Below are 12,303 nucleotides of genomic sequence, written 5' to 3' on the forward strand. Positions count from 1 at the left end.
ACCGCGGGAAAATCTCGTCTCTGGTGTTTTTGACATCAGGGACTTTTTTGTTTTGAATCATTATATTTTGCTTCGTTTCCCTTTAATTTTAAGGGCTATAAAAGAGCAGAATCAAACTAAAATTATTTCTTAGGAGGATATACAAATATGAATAACAAAGAAATCGTAGCAAAGGCTATTTTTGATGTTGTAAAAGACGATTTATCTCTAGATGCAGTTAAACAGTTACTGGAAAACCCTAAATCCGTAGATCATGGTGATGTCGCATTTCCGGCTTTTTCATTAGCTAAAGCTTACCGTAAAGCACCACAACAAATAGCTGCAGATTTAGCAGAAAAAATTTCTGGTAAAGATTTTGAAAAAATCGAAGTCGTTGGACCTTACCTAAACTTTTTCATGAATAAAAAAATGGTCAGCCAAGCTGTGATTGGTCAAATCGCCAAAGAAAAAGGACATTACGGTGACAGCACAATTGGAGAAAAAGGCAATGTGCCAATCGATATGTCTTCACCAAATATCGCTAAACCAATTTCAATGGGCCATCTTCGCTCAACAGTTATTGGTAATTCAATTGCATTTATTTTAGAAAAAATTGGTTATGAACCAGTTCGTATTAATCATTTAGGTGATTGGGGCACGCAGTTTGGAAAATTGATTGTTGCTTATAAAAAATGGGGATCAGAAGAGTCTGTCAGAAATGCTCCTATCAATGAACTGCTTCGTTTATATGTACAATTTCATGAAGAAGCAGAAATGCAACCTGAGTTAGAAGATGAGGCGCGTGCATGGTTTAAAAAACTTGAAGAAGGCGACGAGGAAGCGACAGAATTATGGCAATGGTTCCGTACAGAATCACTAAAAGAGTTTGACAAAATTTATTCAATGCTTGAAGTATCCTTCGATTCATACAATGGTGAAGCGTTCTACAATGATAAGATGGATGAAATCGTAACGATGCTGGAAGAAAAACATCTGTTACAAGAAAACGAAGGCGCAGAAATTGTTGATTTATCAGCCTATGATCTAAATCCAGCCTTGATTAAAAAATCAGATGGAGCGACTCTTTATATCACTCGTGACTTAGCAGCAGCGGTTTACCGCAAGCGGACCTATGACTTTGCAAAATCCCTTTATGTTGTTGGGAATGAGCAAAGCAATCACTTTAAACAATTAAAAGCAGTTTTAAAAGAACTTGGATTTGATTGGTCAGCTGATATGCATCATATCCCATTCGGCTTGATTACCCAAGGTGGTAAAAAATTGTCGACTCGTAAAGGTAAAATCGTTCTTTTAGAAGAGGTATTGAATGAAGCAGTTGAATTAGCGAACAAACAAATTACAGAGAAAAACCCTGATCTACCAAATCGTGAAGAAGTAGCGCGACAAGTTGGGATCGGCTCTGTTATTTTCCATGATTTGAAAAATGACCGTTTGAATAATTTTGACTTTGTTTTAGAAGAAGTTGTTCGTTTCGAAGGTGAGACAGGTCCTTATGTGCAATACACTCACGCTCGTGCAATGAGTATCTTAAGAAAAGCTGACTTTGTCATCGATGAAACAAAAGAATATGCATTAGACGATAAAGATAGCTGGGAAGTAATTAAGTTATTACAAAAATTCCCAGAAGTTGTTATGCAAGCCGCTGAAAAGTATGAACCTTCAGTCATCGCAAAACATGCGATTCAAGTCGCTCAAGCCTTCAATAAATACTATGCTCATGTTAAAATTTTAACGGATGATGAACAAAAAGAATCACGTTTAGCATTAGTTTATGCCATGGCAACAATTATCAAAGAAGATTTACGTTTGCTAGGTCTTCATGCACCAAACGAAATGTAATATGTAAAAAAACTGAGATCAAAAACGGTTGCGTTTTTGATCTCAGTTTTTTCTATTCGTTAGTTTTCCAACTTTGCTGCATTTGGTCTAAAAGGTCAATAACATCTTTAGTTAAAAAGAGTGAGCGATTGGGTAAATTTCCTTCGATTATTTCAACCATATTAGTGATTTCGTAATTCAACGCTTGATTGCTGTCACCAGAAATAACGGTTTCCACTGTTCCGTCATTAAAAAATATTTTTGCTTCATCTGCTCTTGGGTACTCATTTATGACGATGTATGCATCTTCAAAAGCAACGATGCCTTGTTTTGGCATTTTTGCTTGGAAACTTAAAGAAACTGTGGCGATTTCTTGTGCTTCGTTTTGTAGGATTGTTGCAGATTGTTCGTCGACTCCGGTAGAAAAAGGCTGCATAACGGATGCGATAACTCGTGGTTGTGAAGTAAGGAACCAACGTGCAAAAGATACTGCATATGTCCCTATATCTAAAAGAGCACCGCCTGCTAAATCAGGATTAAAAAAACGATTTTCAGGATCAGGTTCTTTGTAACTACCAAAAGGCGCTTGAATCATTTTTAATTTTCCAAAGCGATTAGAATCAATCTGACTTCGCAGTTCTTGATATAAAGGCATGTTGAAAATTGTCATTGCTTCAGCTAAAATCAAGCCTTTTTCTTCAGCTAATCTCATTGCATTAGCTAATTCTTCACTATTCATCGTGATAGCTTTTTCGCAAAGAACATGCTTTCCAGCTTCTAAAGCTTTTAAGATATGTTCAATATGTTGGCGATTAGGAACTGCTACGTAGATAATATCGATTGATTCATCAGATAACAATTCTTCAAATGATCCATAAGCTGTGGGAATATCGTGTTCTTTAGCGAATGTTTCTGCTTTAGTAAATGTTCGAGATGCAACAGCCGCTATTCGGCTATTTTCTTGTTGAAAACTTTCAGCAAAACTCTTGGCAATTTCTCCAAGTCCGATAATGCCCCATTGATATTGTTTCATGATAATTCCTCCTTAATTTAAAAGCTGATTGAGTTCGTTTAACTTCGACAGAAAAATAGTTATTATCTTTTTTCCGAGAAGTTACCTAATGAACCAAAATAACTGAAATGATAATCGTTCACACTCTATTATACATGAGAAGGTCAAAATGATGGCTTATTTTGGACAGAAGTGTTTAATTGTCTTATCATTTATGGGAAAAGACTGAATGTTTCTTAAAAATACAGAAATAAGCGATTGAAAGAGGTGCATTTTTTTGATATTTTCAGTAAAATGAAGTAAGGAGGCGAAAGTCATGCACCAAATGTATATAGATATTCTTATCGATGCAATTATAGAACAGTTTGAAACGGAAGAAAAATTTTATACGGACTATCTCCAAACCTCAAAAGAAAATTGGGACAACTGGAAAAACGGCAGAATCAATTTGACAAGTGAAGAGATGCAAAAAGTGAAGAACTTGTTTTCTGATTATGAATGGATGCTGACACAGAAAATTCTGCGTCAAACGATTCTATTTCCTGAAAAACGAAATATAGCTGTATCTGAATATAAACGATTAAAAACGTTAATAGCAAAAAAATGGTTGCAATCAGGAGCTGGTATTGCTGAGCTGATTCCGTCCAAAACAACGCACGAAAAAGCACGAGCTTTTATTGATTTAAAAGTGACGGTTTCATACGGTGAATGGGGATTTGACGATATTGTGACTTTCCGATTACCAGCCACATTACAAGGGCAATTGGAAGGTTCTAAAGTAGAGTTGCTAGATTGGGTAAATGAAAATTTGATGGGTACTTACGTTGGTGAATAAGTAAGTAAGGGAGTTTTTTTTTGAAACAGATCTTAGGTATTTTATCTGTCATTATAGTAGTAGGTGCTGTGGTGTATGTTCTTTTTGGATATGATACGCCAAAAGATAAAACAACAAATAGTAGTAAAGACACACAAGAAACCAGTATCACTACGTCAACAATAACGTCTGAAGTACAAACGAAAATATCGACAACTACGACTACAACAGCTGTTGATTGATTGTATAAAAGAAAACTGATATAATCAGTCAGCCATTGTCCTAAACTAGTTATTTTTTGGTTAGGGAACGAATACAAGACAAAGTAGGGAATGTATGAATAGTCAAAGGTATAAAAGTAAAAAAAGAAAAAAGACAAAGTTACCGGCACTTTTTGTAGGGTTATTAATTGTTGGAATAGCATTTATCTTTTCAATCAATGTATTATCAGACCGTTCAAAAATAGAAGAAGAACCCCTTCAACAAAGGGAAAATGTATCAAAAGAAGAGTTTATTGATAGAATCAGTCCTCACGCAAAAGAATTACAAGCATCTTATGGCGTTTTGCCTAGTATCATTATTGGACAAGGAATCTTGGAATCAAATTGGGGACAGAGTACATTAGCATCCAAATACAATAATTTGTTTGGAATCAAGGCATATGGTGATCAAGAGAAGATTAATCTTGAAACGAAAGAATACGTGAATGAAGAATGGATTGTTATTCAAGGAGACTTTAGAGTTTATAAGACTTGGGAAGAATCCATGGACGATCACACGCGTTTGTTTGTTAATGGTGTCTCATGGAATCCTAGGTTATATGAACATGTTTTGCTGGCAAGAAATTACAAACAAGCTGCACAAGCATTACAAGATGCTGGATATGCAACTGATCCAACTTATGCGGATAAGGTGATTCATGTAATCGAAAGTTACGATCTTAATCAATATGATCGATAAGGAATAAAAGTGAAAAGGAGTTGGTTGGATGAGTGAAAAATGGGTGCCGGAAATTGTTACGCCTTTAAAGCAAGATATTGTTCAAGTGCCTAAAGTTATTGCACAAGCTAGCGGAATTCGGATTTTTGGTAAAAGGATTAAATCAATTATCTTTACAACGGACATTGCTATTATTCGAAATACGGATGCAAACGCAGTGATTGCAGTTTATCCTTTCACACCGCATCCTGCTATAACTAAAAGTATTATCGAAGCAGCGGATATTCCTGTTTTTTCAGGGGTAGGTGGAGGTTTAACACAAGGTCAGAGATCTGCTTACATGAGCTTATTTGCAGAAGCACAAGGTTCAATAGGCGTTGTATTGAACGGTCCCACACCAGTTGAGACTGTTGAAATGGTTTGTGAAGTTGTAGATATTCCTGTTGTTAGTACAGTAACATCAATTCATACGCAAATTGACGAGAAAATTGCTGCTGGTGTAACGATGATTAATATTAGTGCAGGGAAAGAGACGGCCGAAACTGTTAGATTTTTCCGGGAGAAATATCCTGAGTTGCCGATTATTGCTACAGGTGGGCCGACAGAAGAGTCTATCATGGAAACAATAGAAGCTGGAGCTAATGCAATTACATATACACCACCTAGTAATGGTGAACTTTTTAGTCATAAAATGGACAAATATCGAAATATAGAAAAAGAGAATGACAGTTAAATACCTAGATTTTAATTGATATCTAGATGTTTAAACGTAACAAACAATCTTTAGATTTGATTAGGGACTCTGAAAAATTCAATGAAAAACTTAATTTTCATTGAATTTTTCAGAGTTTTGTACTATTGTATACTAATACAAGAAGCTTATATATGGTCATAATAAGGATGACCGTTTCTACCCAACACCGTAAACGTTGGTCTATAAGTGAAAAAGAGTCTCAGACCCTTTTTTGCTTACGCAGAAAAGGTCTTTTTGTTTTTAGAAGAAATGCCACATAGAAAAAATGGATGAGGGAGTCGAATGGAATGGAAGAATTAGTACAACGAATCAAAGAGGATGGGCGAGTTTTAGGAGAAGGTGTGTTGAAAGTAGACAGTTTTGTGACTCACCAAGTAGACCCTAATTTAATGGAAGCAATCGGTTATCGTTTTGCAGAAGTATTTGCGGAGGCTGGGATTACAAAAGTTGTTACGATTGAAGCTTCGGGAATAGCTCCAGCTCTTTTTGCAGCAAAAAAATTAGAAGTTCCGATGATTTTTGCCCGCAAAGCAAAAAGTTTAACAATGGATGAAGAGTTGCTTACATCTTCTGTTTATTCGTTTACTAAACAAGTAACTAGTCAAATATCTATTTCAAGAAAATTTTTATCAAGTGAAGATAAAGTACTAATTATTGATGATTTCTTAGCGAATGGTCAAGCAGCAAAAGGATTGGTAGAATTATGTCAACAAGCTGGTGCTAAAGTTGATGGTATCGGTATTGTTATTGAAAAATCTTTCCAAGATGGTCGAGATTTACTAGAAGAGATGGGCATGCGTGTTGTTTCGTTAGCTCGTATAGCTTCTTTGAAAAATGGAGAAGTTGAATTTCTTGAGGGGGATGCGTAAACTTGGAAGGCAAAGAAAATCAAAAAGGACTTATGAAACAAGAGGAAACTGAAAATGGTAAAGCAGCAGTTTTAGGACTGCAACACTTATTAGCTATGTATGCTGGAGCTGTAGCGGTACCGTTACTGATTGGTACAGGCTTAAATTTCACTTCAGAACAAATGACCTATTTGATTTCGATTGACATTTTTATGTGCGGTATTGCAACATTGCTCCAGTTGACGGTTAATAAATTTTTTGGAATTGGTTTACCTGTTGTTTTAGGATGTGCGATTCAGGCTGTAGCACCGCTGATTATGATTGGTAGTGATAAAGGTGTAGGGGCAATCTATGGTTCGATTATTGCTTCAGGGATTTTTGTCGTTTTGGTGTCAGGAATTTTCTCGAAAATCAAAAAATTATTTCCGCCATTAGTAACAGGGACAGTTATTACTGTTATTGGCTTGACCCTGATTCCAGTGGCAGTTGAAAAAATGGGTGGTGGTTTAGCTACTGCTCCTGATTTTGGTGATACGACGAACTTGCTTCTAGCGTTTGTGACGATTGGCTTGATTATTGTTGTTCAAGTATGGGGTAGAGGATTTATAAAATCAATTGCTGTACTGGTAGGTTTGGTAGGCGGTACGATTTTAGCTGCTATACTGGGACAAGTAAATTTGGCGCCAGTAGGTGAAGCGACATGGTTCCATTTTCCTCAACCTTTTTATTTTGGAACACCGACATTTGATATTTCTTCAATAGTATTGATGATTATTATCTCTATTGTAAGTATGGTTGAATCGACTGGGGTTTATTTTGCTTTAGGAGATATCACTGGCAAACATGTAGGTGAAGAAGAACTGAAAAAAGGGTATCGTGCAGAGGGGTTAGCAGTAATTCTAGGTGGGATTTTTAATACATTCCCTTATACTGGATTTTCTCAAAACGTTGGATTGGTTCAACTTTCTGGAATCAAGACTCGCCGTCCAATTTATTACTCAGCCTTTTTCTTAATCGCTTTAGGCTTGTTGCCAAAAGTTGGGGCAGTAGCTCAAATTATTCCAGAGCCTGTATTAGGCGGCGGAATGCTTGTAATGTTTGGGATGGTAGCTGTTCAAGGAATGCGTATGTTATCAAAAGTCGATTATAATAATGATAAAAATTTATTAATTATTGCGATTTCAATCGGTTTTGGTTTAGGCTTCAATATGATTCCTACCTTATTCCAACAAATGCCGGAAACAGTGAGAATGTTCACTGGAAATGGCATCGTTATGAGTAGTTTAACAGCTATTATTTTGAATTTATTATTTAATGGACTAAAAGATAACGAACAGGTTAGTGAATTTTAATATAGATAAAACCGGACATTTTTCCGGTTTTTCTTTTTTTTTATCCGTAATACGAACGTTAAGATTAAAAAAAACTATAATATTCGATTTAATTTTGACACGTAGGATTTCCATTGATAAAATAAAAAAGAATAGAGAAGGAGAGGAGAATCTTATGTCTGTTGTGGTTTCGGTGATAATGGGAAGTACATCTGATTGGACAACTATGAAGCATGCATGCGACTGTTTGGATGAGTTTGAGATATCTTATGAAAAAAAAGTGGTATCTGCTCATCGGACGCCGGATTATATGTTTGAATTTGCTGAATCTGCTCGTAATCGCGGCATTAAAGTGATCATTGCAGGAGCTGGCGGAGCTGCTCATTTACCTGGAATGGTGGCAGCGAAAACTACTTTGCCAGTTATTGGCGTTCCAATACAATCTAAAGCACTAAATGGTTTGGATTCGTTATTGTCGATTGTTCAAATGCCAGGAGGTGTTCCTGTGGCGACTACAGCAATTGGAAAAGCAGGAGCTGTCAACGCCGGACTACTTGCAGTTCAAATGCTTTCAATGTATGATGGAGACTTAGCGAGAAAATTAGATGAAAAGCGTAAGATTCTTGAAGAAACTGTGATGGAAAGTAGTGATGAACTTGAATAAACCTCTATTACCAGGACAAATGATTGGTATTATTGGTGGCGGACAACTTGGTAGGATGATGGCGCTTAGTGCACGTGAAATGGGTTTTCGTGTAGGCGTTTTAGATCCAACGGTTGATTGTCCAGCCGCTCAAGTCGCTGATTGGCATTTATTGGCTGATTACGATGATATAGAAGCGTTAGAAGAGTTAGCAAAGCGTTCTCAAGTTTTAACTTATGAATTTGAAAATGTGGATGTTGAAGCGTTGATGCAGGTTCAAGATTTAGTGAATATTCCTCAAGGGACAGATCTTTTAGCAATTACACAAGATCGTTTGTTGGAAAAGTCTTTTTTAGAAGCGAATAACATTGTTATTGCTCCTTTTGCGACGATTGTAAGCCCAACTGATATCCAAGATGCGATTGACGGAATTGGCTATCCTTGTGTGTTGAAAACAACTCGAGGCGGTTACGATGGTAAGGGACAATTTGTATTATATAGCACATCTGATTTGGCTCCTTCAATGAATTTACTTAGAGAAGGAACATGTGTATTAGAAGCATGGATTCCTTACGAGAAAGAAATTTCTGTTTTAGTTAGTGGAAACGGTAAGGGAGACATCACTGTTTTTCCTGTAGTTGAAAATATCCATCGAAATAATATTTTACACGAAACGATTGCACCAGCGAGAGTCAATGAAGAAGTTGTGATTGAAGCGCAGCGAATTGCTCGTGTGATTGCAGAGGCGGTTGATTTAGCAGGTACATTAGCTGTGGAAATGTTTTTAACAGGTGATGGCGGTATCTATGTAAATGAACTAGCTCCAAGACCGCATAATTCTGGACACTATTCCATTGAAGCTTGTTCTATGAGCCAGTTTGAAGCGCATATTCGTGGTATTTGTGGTTGGCCACTGCCAGAAGTGAACTTATTATCAGAAGCTGTAATGGTTAATGTTTTGGGAAATGAAATCTATGAAACAATGGATATTATTTCTGAAAAACCAGATTGGCATTTTCATTATTACGGTAAAGCAGAAGCGAAAAAAGGTAGAAAAATGGGGCATATTACCATTTTAACAGAAGATATTTTTGAAACGTTAGAAGATATTTATCAAACCAATATTTGGGATTAAAAAGGAGCACATAAACGAATGATTGATCGTTATACACGACCAGAAATGGGCGCAATTTGGACAGATGAAAACCGTTATAATGCCTGGTTAGAAGTAGAAATTTTGGCTGATGAAGCCTGGGCAGAATTAGGAGATATTCCTAAAGAAGATGTACAAAAGATTCGCGAAAAAGCATCCTTTGATGTGGAACGTATTTTAGAGATCGAAGCTGAAACCAGACACGATGTTGTCGCATTCACTCGTGCTGTGTCAGAAACCTTAGGCGAAGAACGTAAGTGGGTTCACTATGGCTTAACAAGTACAGATGTAGTTGATACAGCTTATGGTTATTTATTAAAACAAGCAAATGATATTTTAAGAGAAGATTTAAAGAATTTTACTGCAATTATTGGTGAAAAAGCAAAAGAACATAAACATACTGTAATGATGGGACGTACACACGGTGTTCATGCTGAGCCAACAACATTTGGGTTGAAATTAGCTTTGTGGTATTCAGAGATGAAAAGAAATGTAGAGCGCTTTGAACATGCAGCTAATGGTGTGGAAGCAGGGAAAATCAGTGGAGCAGTTGGAACCTTTGCAAATATTTCTCCATTTGTTGAAGAATACGTATGTCAGCATTTGGGGATTCGCCCTCAAGAGATTTCCACGCAAGTTCTACCGCGCGATCTCCATGCGGAATATATATCTGCAATGGCGTTAGTTGCTACTAGTATCGAAAAATTTGCCACAGAAATCCGCAGTCTACAAAAGTCAGAAACGCGAGAAGTTGAAGAGTTCTTTGCTAAAGGTCAAAAAGGATCTTCTGCAATGCCTCATAAACGTAATCCGATTGGTTCTGAAAATATGACGGGACTTGCTCGTGTTATTCGTGGTCACATGGTAACGGCATATGAGAATGTAACCTTGTGGCATGAACGCGATATTTCGCATTCGTCAGCTGAACGAATCATTATTCCTGATACAACGATTCTATTAGATTATATGTTGAATCGCTTTTCAAACATTGTAAAAAATCTAACAGTATTCCCTGATAATATGAAACGAAACATGGATGCAACATATGGATTGATCTATAGCCAACGTGTATTATTAAAATTGATAGATCACGGTATGGCTAGAGAAGAAGCATATGATTTAGTTCAGCCGAAAACTGCATATGCTTGGGATCATCAAACAGCATTTAGACCTTTGTTGGATGCCGACGAAAAAATTACTTCTATTTTGACTAAGGAAGAATTAGACGATGCATTTGATTATAATTATCATTTAAAGAATGTTGATATTATTTTCCAGCGTGTAGGATTAGGATAAAATATAAAAAAACAGTAGAAATCTCAGATTTATATGAGATCTCTACTGTTTTTTATATGGTGATTTCTTGAAAACTACGAATTGTCGATGAGGCAGGTGCCTTTAACATAGTTAGTAACTGTTCTACAAATTGATACGTACATTCATTTGAATTGAAATAAATATGTATACAATACTTGTTTTTAAAGAAGTGTTGCTCGTGTATTTGGTGTATGACCAATTCCTTGTCATAACAATTTATATAACGAAAGGTTCTTTTTCTGCGTTCGGAATGACGATGAGCCACTCGTTTTAAATTTTTAAATGTGTAGTAAGAACTATGCTGATTTAATTTATGAACTTCTTCTAATGCTAATAAATCATTATACAATCTTGTTCTATCTTCAGGTGCTAATCCAGTCAAAAAATCCTGTGCTAAATAGTCATAATCGCTAGCCATCCGTGTGCTCCCTCCTAAAAATCTTCACTACAAAATCATGTGAATTTTCCAAAGATCTGTCTTATTTAGCATATCACTTTTCTTATTAGTTGTAAATGCTTACAGGGGTTTCTTAATAGATTGGGTTAAAAACGAACGATTGATCGTCTTTTGTATGTTAATGTTAATAAATTGTTGACGGCAATTCGTTAGCTTGTTACACTGTAAGTGGATTAAGACGAATGATTATTATTTTTTTGTTTTTATTGTACGGAAATGGAGGCGTGGTATGGAGAACGATAACATGTTATACGAAGGGAAAGCTAAAAGATTGTTTAGAACAGAAGATTCTCAAGTACTAAGAGTGGAATATCTGGATCAAGCAACTGCGTTAAATGGTAACAGGAAAGACCCAATACAAGGGAAAGCAAAGCTAAACAACCAGATAACATCAATCATTTTTATATACTGTAAACAAAAAGGAATACAAAATCATTTTATAAAAAAAACGTCAAAATACGAACAATTGGTAGAATCACTCAATATTATTCCGTTGGAAGTAGTTATTAGAAATATTTCAGCTGGAAGTTTTTCAAAACGTTTGGCTATACCAGAAGGGCAGCAACTTAAATTTCCAATTTTAGAATTTTATTACAAAGATGATCATCTTGATGATCCGCTGATTAATGATGACCATATTAAGTTTCTAGAAATTGTTACAGAACAAGAAATAGCAACAATAAAACATGAAGCGCACAAGATAAATTTAGTACTGATTGATCTATTTAAAGAAATCGGTATTCGTTTGATTGATTTCAAGATTGAGTTTGGTCGACGCGAGGATGGAACTATTTTATTGGCAGACGAAATTACTCCAGATACTTGCCGATTATGGGATGAAAAAACAAGTGAGCATCTAGACAAAGACGTTTATCGCAAAAATCTAGGAGAAATTGTACCTGTATATCAAGAAGTACTTGATCGATTAGAACAAAAATTCAACTAAAGACAAAGGAGATTTGTGAACGATGCATATTGTAAAAGTATATGTTACTTATAAAGACTCTGTTTTAGATCCTCAAGGTGAAGCAGTAAAAGGAGCTGTCCATCGCCTTGGATTTTCCGAAATAGATGAAATCCGAATCGGTAAATATTTTGAGATTAAAATCAGCGAATCAAATCGTCCAGTTGAAACTGCCATTGAGAAAATTTGCGACAAACTGTTAGCTAACGTCAATATGGAAACCTATCGATATGAGATTCAGGAGGAAGTCTAA

At 36.0% G+C, this 12,303-nt stretch carries 14 protein-coding genes, 1 riboswitch and 1 other annotated feature (1 of these 16 only partly in view); of the genes, 12 read left to right on the plus strand and 2 right to left on the minus strand.

Annotated features, from left to right (window positions below; genetic code table 11):
* Positions 1-25: a binding site (T-box leader), on the plus strand (it extends 182 nt beyond the left edge of the window).
* 122 nt (positions 26-147) lie between these two features.
* The gene (gene argS / locus AC4BB2_RS05725) at positions 148-1,839 is read left to right on the plus strand and encodes an arginine--tRNA ligase (protein WP_490474468.1); all 1,692 of its coding nucleotides are present in this window, start codon (positions 148-150) and stop codon (positions 1,837-1,839) included.
* Between the two features lie 52 nt (positions 1,840-1,891).
* Here argS and AC4BB2_RS05730 read toward each other — a convergent pair whose 3' ends face one another.
* Positions 1,892-2,851, minus strand: a complete 960-nt coding sequence (locus AC4BB2_RS05730) for a Gfo/Idh/MocA family protein (protein WP_490474469.1) — start codon at positions 2,849-2,851, stop codon at positions 1,892-1,894.
* 295 nt (positions 2,852-3,146) lie between these two features.
* Here AC4BB2_RS05730 and AC4BB2_RS05735 point away from each other — a divergent pair, with 295 nt between their 5' ends.
* The 9 genes from AC4BB2_RS05735 (at position 3,147) to purB (ending at position 10,608) form a co-directional block, all read left to right on the plus strand.
* Positions 3,147-3,665, plus strand: coding sequence for a hypothetical protein (locus tag AC4BB2_RS05735; RefSeq protein WP_490474470.1), 519 nt, complete (start codon positions 3,147-3,149; stop codon positions 3,663-3,665).
* A 20-nt stretch (positions 3,666-3,685) separates the two neighbouring features.
* Positions 3,686-3,886: a hypothetical protein gene (locus AC4BB2_RS05740; protein ID WP_490474471.1), complete on the plus strand. Its 201-nt coding sequence runs from the start codon at positions 3,686-3,688 to the stop codon at positions 3,884-3,886.
* Positions 3,887-3,980: 94 nt separating this feature from the next.
* The gene (locus AC4BB2_RS05745) at positions 3,981-4,604 is read left to right on the plus strand and encodes a glycoside hydrolase family 73 protein (RefSeq protein ID WP_490474472.1); all 624 of its coding nucleotides are present in this window, start codon (positions 3,981-3,983) and stop codon (positions 4,602-4,604) included.
* Between the two features lie 28 nt (positions 4,605-4,632).
* Positions 4,633-5,316 (plus strand): hydrolase, encoded by a 684-nt coding sequence (locus AC4BB2_RS05750; protein ID WP_490474473.1) that lies wholly within the window; start codon positions 4,633-4,635, stop codon positions 5,314-5,316.
* A 126-nt stretch (positions 5,317-5,442) separates the two neighbouring features.
* Positions 5,443-5,540, plus strand: a riboswitch (purine riboswitch).
* Positions 5,541-5,624: 84 nt separating this feature from the next.
* Positions 5,625-6,206, plus strand: coding sequence for a xanthine phosphoribosyltransferase (locus AC4BB2_RS05755; protein WP_490474474.1), 582 nt, complete (start codon positions 5,625-5,627; stop codon positions 6,204-6,206).
* A gap of 32 nt (positions 6,207-6,238) precedes the next feature.
* Positions 6,239-7,537: a nucleobase:cation symporter-2 family protein gene (locus tag AC4BB2_RS05760; protein WP_490474670.1), complete on the plus strand. Its 1,299-nt coding sequence runs from the start codon at positions 6,239-6,241 to the stop codon at positions 7,535-7,537.
* Between the two features lie 154 nt (positions 7,538-7,691).
* Positions 7,692-8,180, plus strand: a complete 489-nt coding sequence (purE, locus tag AC4BB2_RS05765; protein ID WP_490474475.1) for a 5-(carboxyamino)imidazole ribonucleotide mutase — start codon at positions 7,692-7,694, stop codon at positions 8,178-8,180.
* On the plus strand, positions 8,164-9,294 hold the full coding sequence (purK, locus tag AC4BB2_RS05770) for a 5-(carboxyamino)imidazole ribonucleotide synthase (protein ID WP_490474476.1): 1,131 nt from the start codon (positions 8,164-8,166) through the stop codon (positions 9,292-9,294). Before purE ends, purK begins: the two co-directional genes overlap by 17 nt.
* An 18-nt stretch (positions 9,295-9,312) precedes the next feature.
* On the plus strand, positions 9,313-10,608 hold the full coding sequence (purB, locus tag AC4BB2_RS05775; protein ID WP_490474477.1) for an adenylosuccinate lyase: 1,296 nt from the start codon (positions 9,313-9,315) through the stop codon (positions 10,606-10,608).
* Positions 10,609-10,660: 52 nt separating this feature from the next.
* On the opposite strand, the gene AC4BB2_RS05780 is transcribed toward purB, so the two are convergent.
* Positions 10,661-11,047: a hypothetical protein gene (locus AC4BB2_RS05780; RefSeq protein WP_490474478.1), complete on the minus strand. Its 387-nt coding sequence runs from the start codon at positions 11,045-11,047 to the stop codon at positions 10,661-10,663.
* A 268-nt stretch (positions 11,048-11,315) separates the two neighbouring features.
* Here AC4BB2_RS05780 and purC point away from each other — a divergent pair, with 268 nt between their 5' ends.
* Complete coding sequence (purC, locus tag AC4BB2_RS05785) at positions 11,316-12,032, plus strand: phosphoribosylaminoimidazolesuccinocarboxamide synthase (RefSeq protein WP_490474479.1); 717 nt, start codon at positions 11,316-11,318, stop codon at positions 12,030-12,032.
* Between the two features lie 22 nt (positions 12,033-12,054).
* Positions 12,055-12,303 carry a phosphoribosylformylglycinamidine synthase subunit PurS gene (gene purS, locus AC4BB2_RS05790; RefSeq protein WP_490474480.1) on the plus strand — a complete coding sequence of 83 codons (249 nt, stop codon included), beginning with the start codon at positions 12,055-12,057 and terminating at the stop codon, positions 12,301-12,303.

The sequence above is a fragment of the Enterococcus sp. AAFC-DPL-5146 genome (assembly GCF_058216635.1).

What these genes read in the sequence shown, in the direction of transcription:
- argS (WP_490474468.1), top strand. Translation starts at nt 148, where the DNA reads ATGAATAACAAAGAAATCGTAGCAAAGGCTATTTTTGATGTTGTAAAA.
- AC4BB2_RS05730 (WP_490474469.1), bottom strand. Translation starts at nt 2,851, where the DNA reads ATGAAACAATATCAATGGGGCATTATCGGACTTGGAGAAATTGCCAAG.
- AC4BB2_RS05735 (WP_490474470.1), top strand. Translation starts at nt 3,147, where the DNA reads ATGCACCAAATGTATATAGATATTCTTATCGATGCAATTATAGAACAG.
- AC4BB2_RS05745 (WP_490474472.1), top strand. Translation starts at nt 3,981, where the DNA reads ATGAATAGTCAAAGGTATAAAAGTAAAAAAAGAAAAAAGACAAAGTTA.
- AC4BB2_RS05750 (WP_490474473.1), top strand. Translation starts at nt 4,633, where the DNA reads ATGAGTGAAAAATGGGTGCCGGAAATTGTTACGCCTTTAAAGCAAGAT.
- AC4BB2_RS05755 (WP_490474474.1), top strand. Translation starts at nt 5,625, where the DNA reads ATGGAAGAATTAGTACAACGAATCAAAGAGGATGGGCGAGTTTTAGGA.
- AC4BB2_RS05760 (WP_490474670.1), top strand. Translation starts at nt 6,239, where the DNA reads ATGAAACAAGAGGAAACTGAAAATGGTAAAGCAGCAGTTTTAGGACTG.
- purE (WP_490474475.1), top strand. Translation starts at nt 7,692, where the DNA reads ATGTCTGTTGTGGTTTCGGTGATAATGGGAAGTACATCTGATTGGACA.
- purB (WP_490474477.1), top strand. Translation starts at nt 9,313, where the DNA reads ATGATTGATCGTTATACACGACCAGAAATGGGCGCAATTTGGACAGAT.
- AC4BB2_RS05780 (WP_490474478.1), bottom strand. Translation starts at nt 11,047, where the DNA reads ATGGCTAGCGATTATGACTATTTAGCACAGGATTTTTTGACTGGATTA.
- purC (WP_490474479.1), top strand. Translation starts at nt 11,316, where the DNA reads ATGGAGAACGATAACATGTTATACGAAGGGAAAGCTAAAAGATTGTTT.
- purS (WP_490474480.1), top strand. Translation starts at nt 12,055, where the DNA reads ATGCATATTGTAAAAGTATATGTTACTTATAAAGACTCTGTTTTAGAT.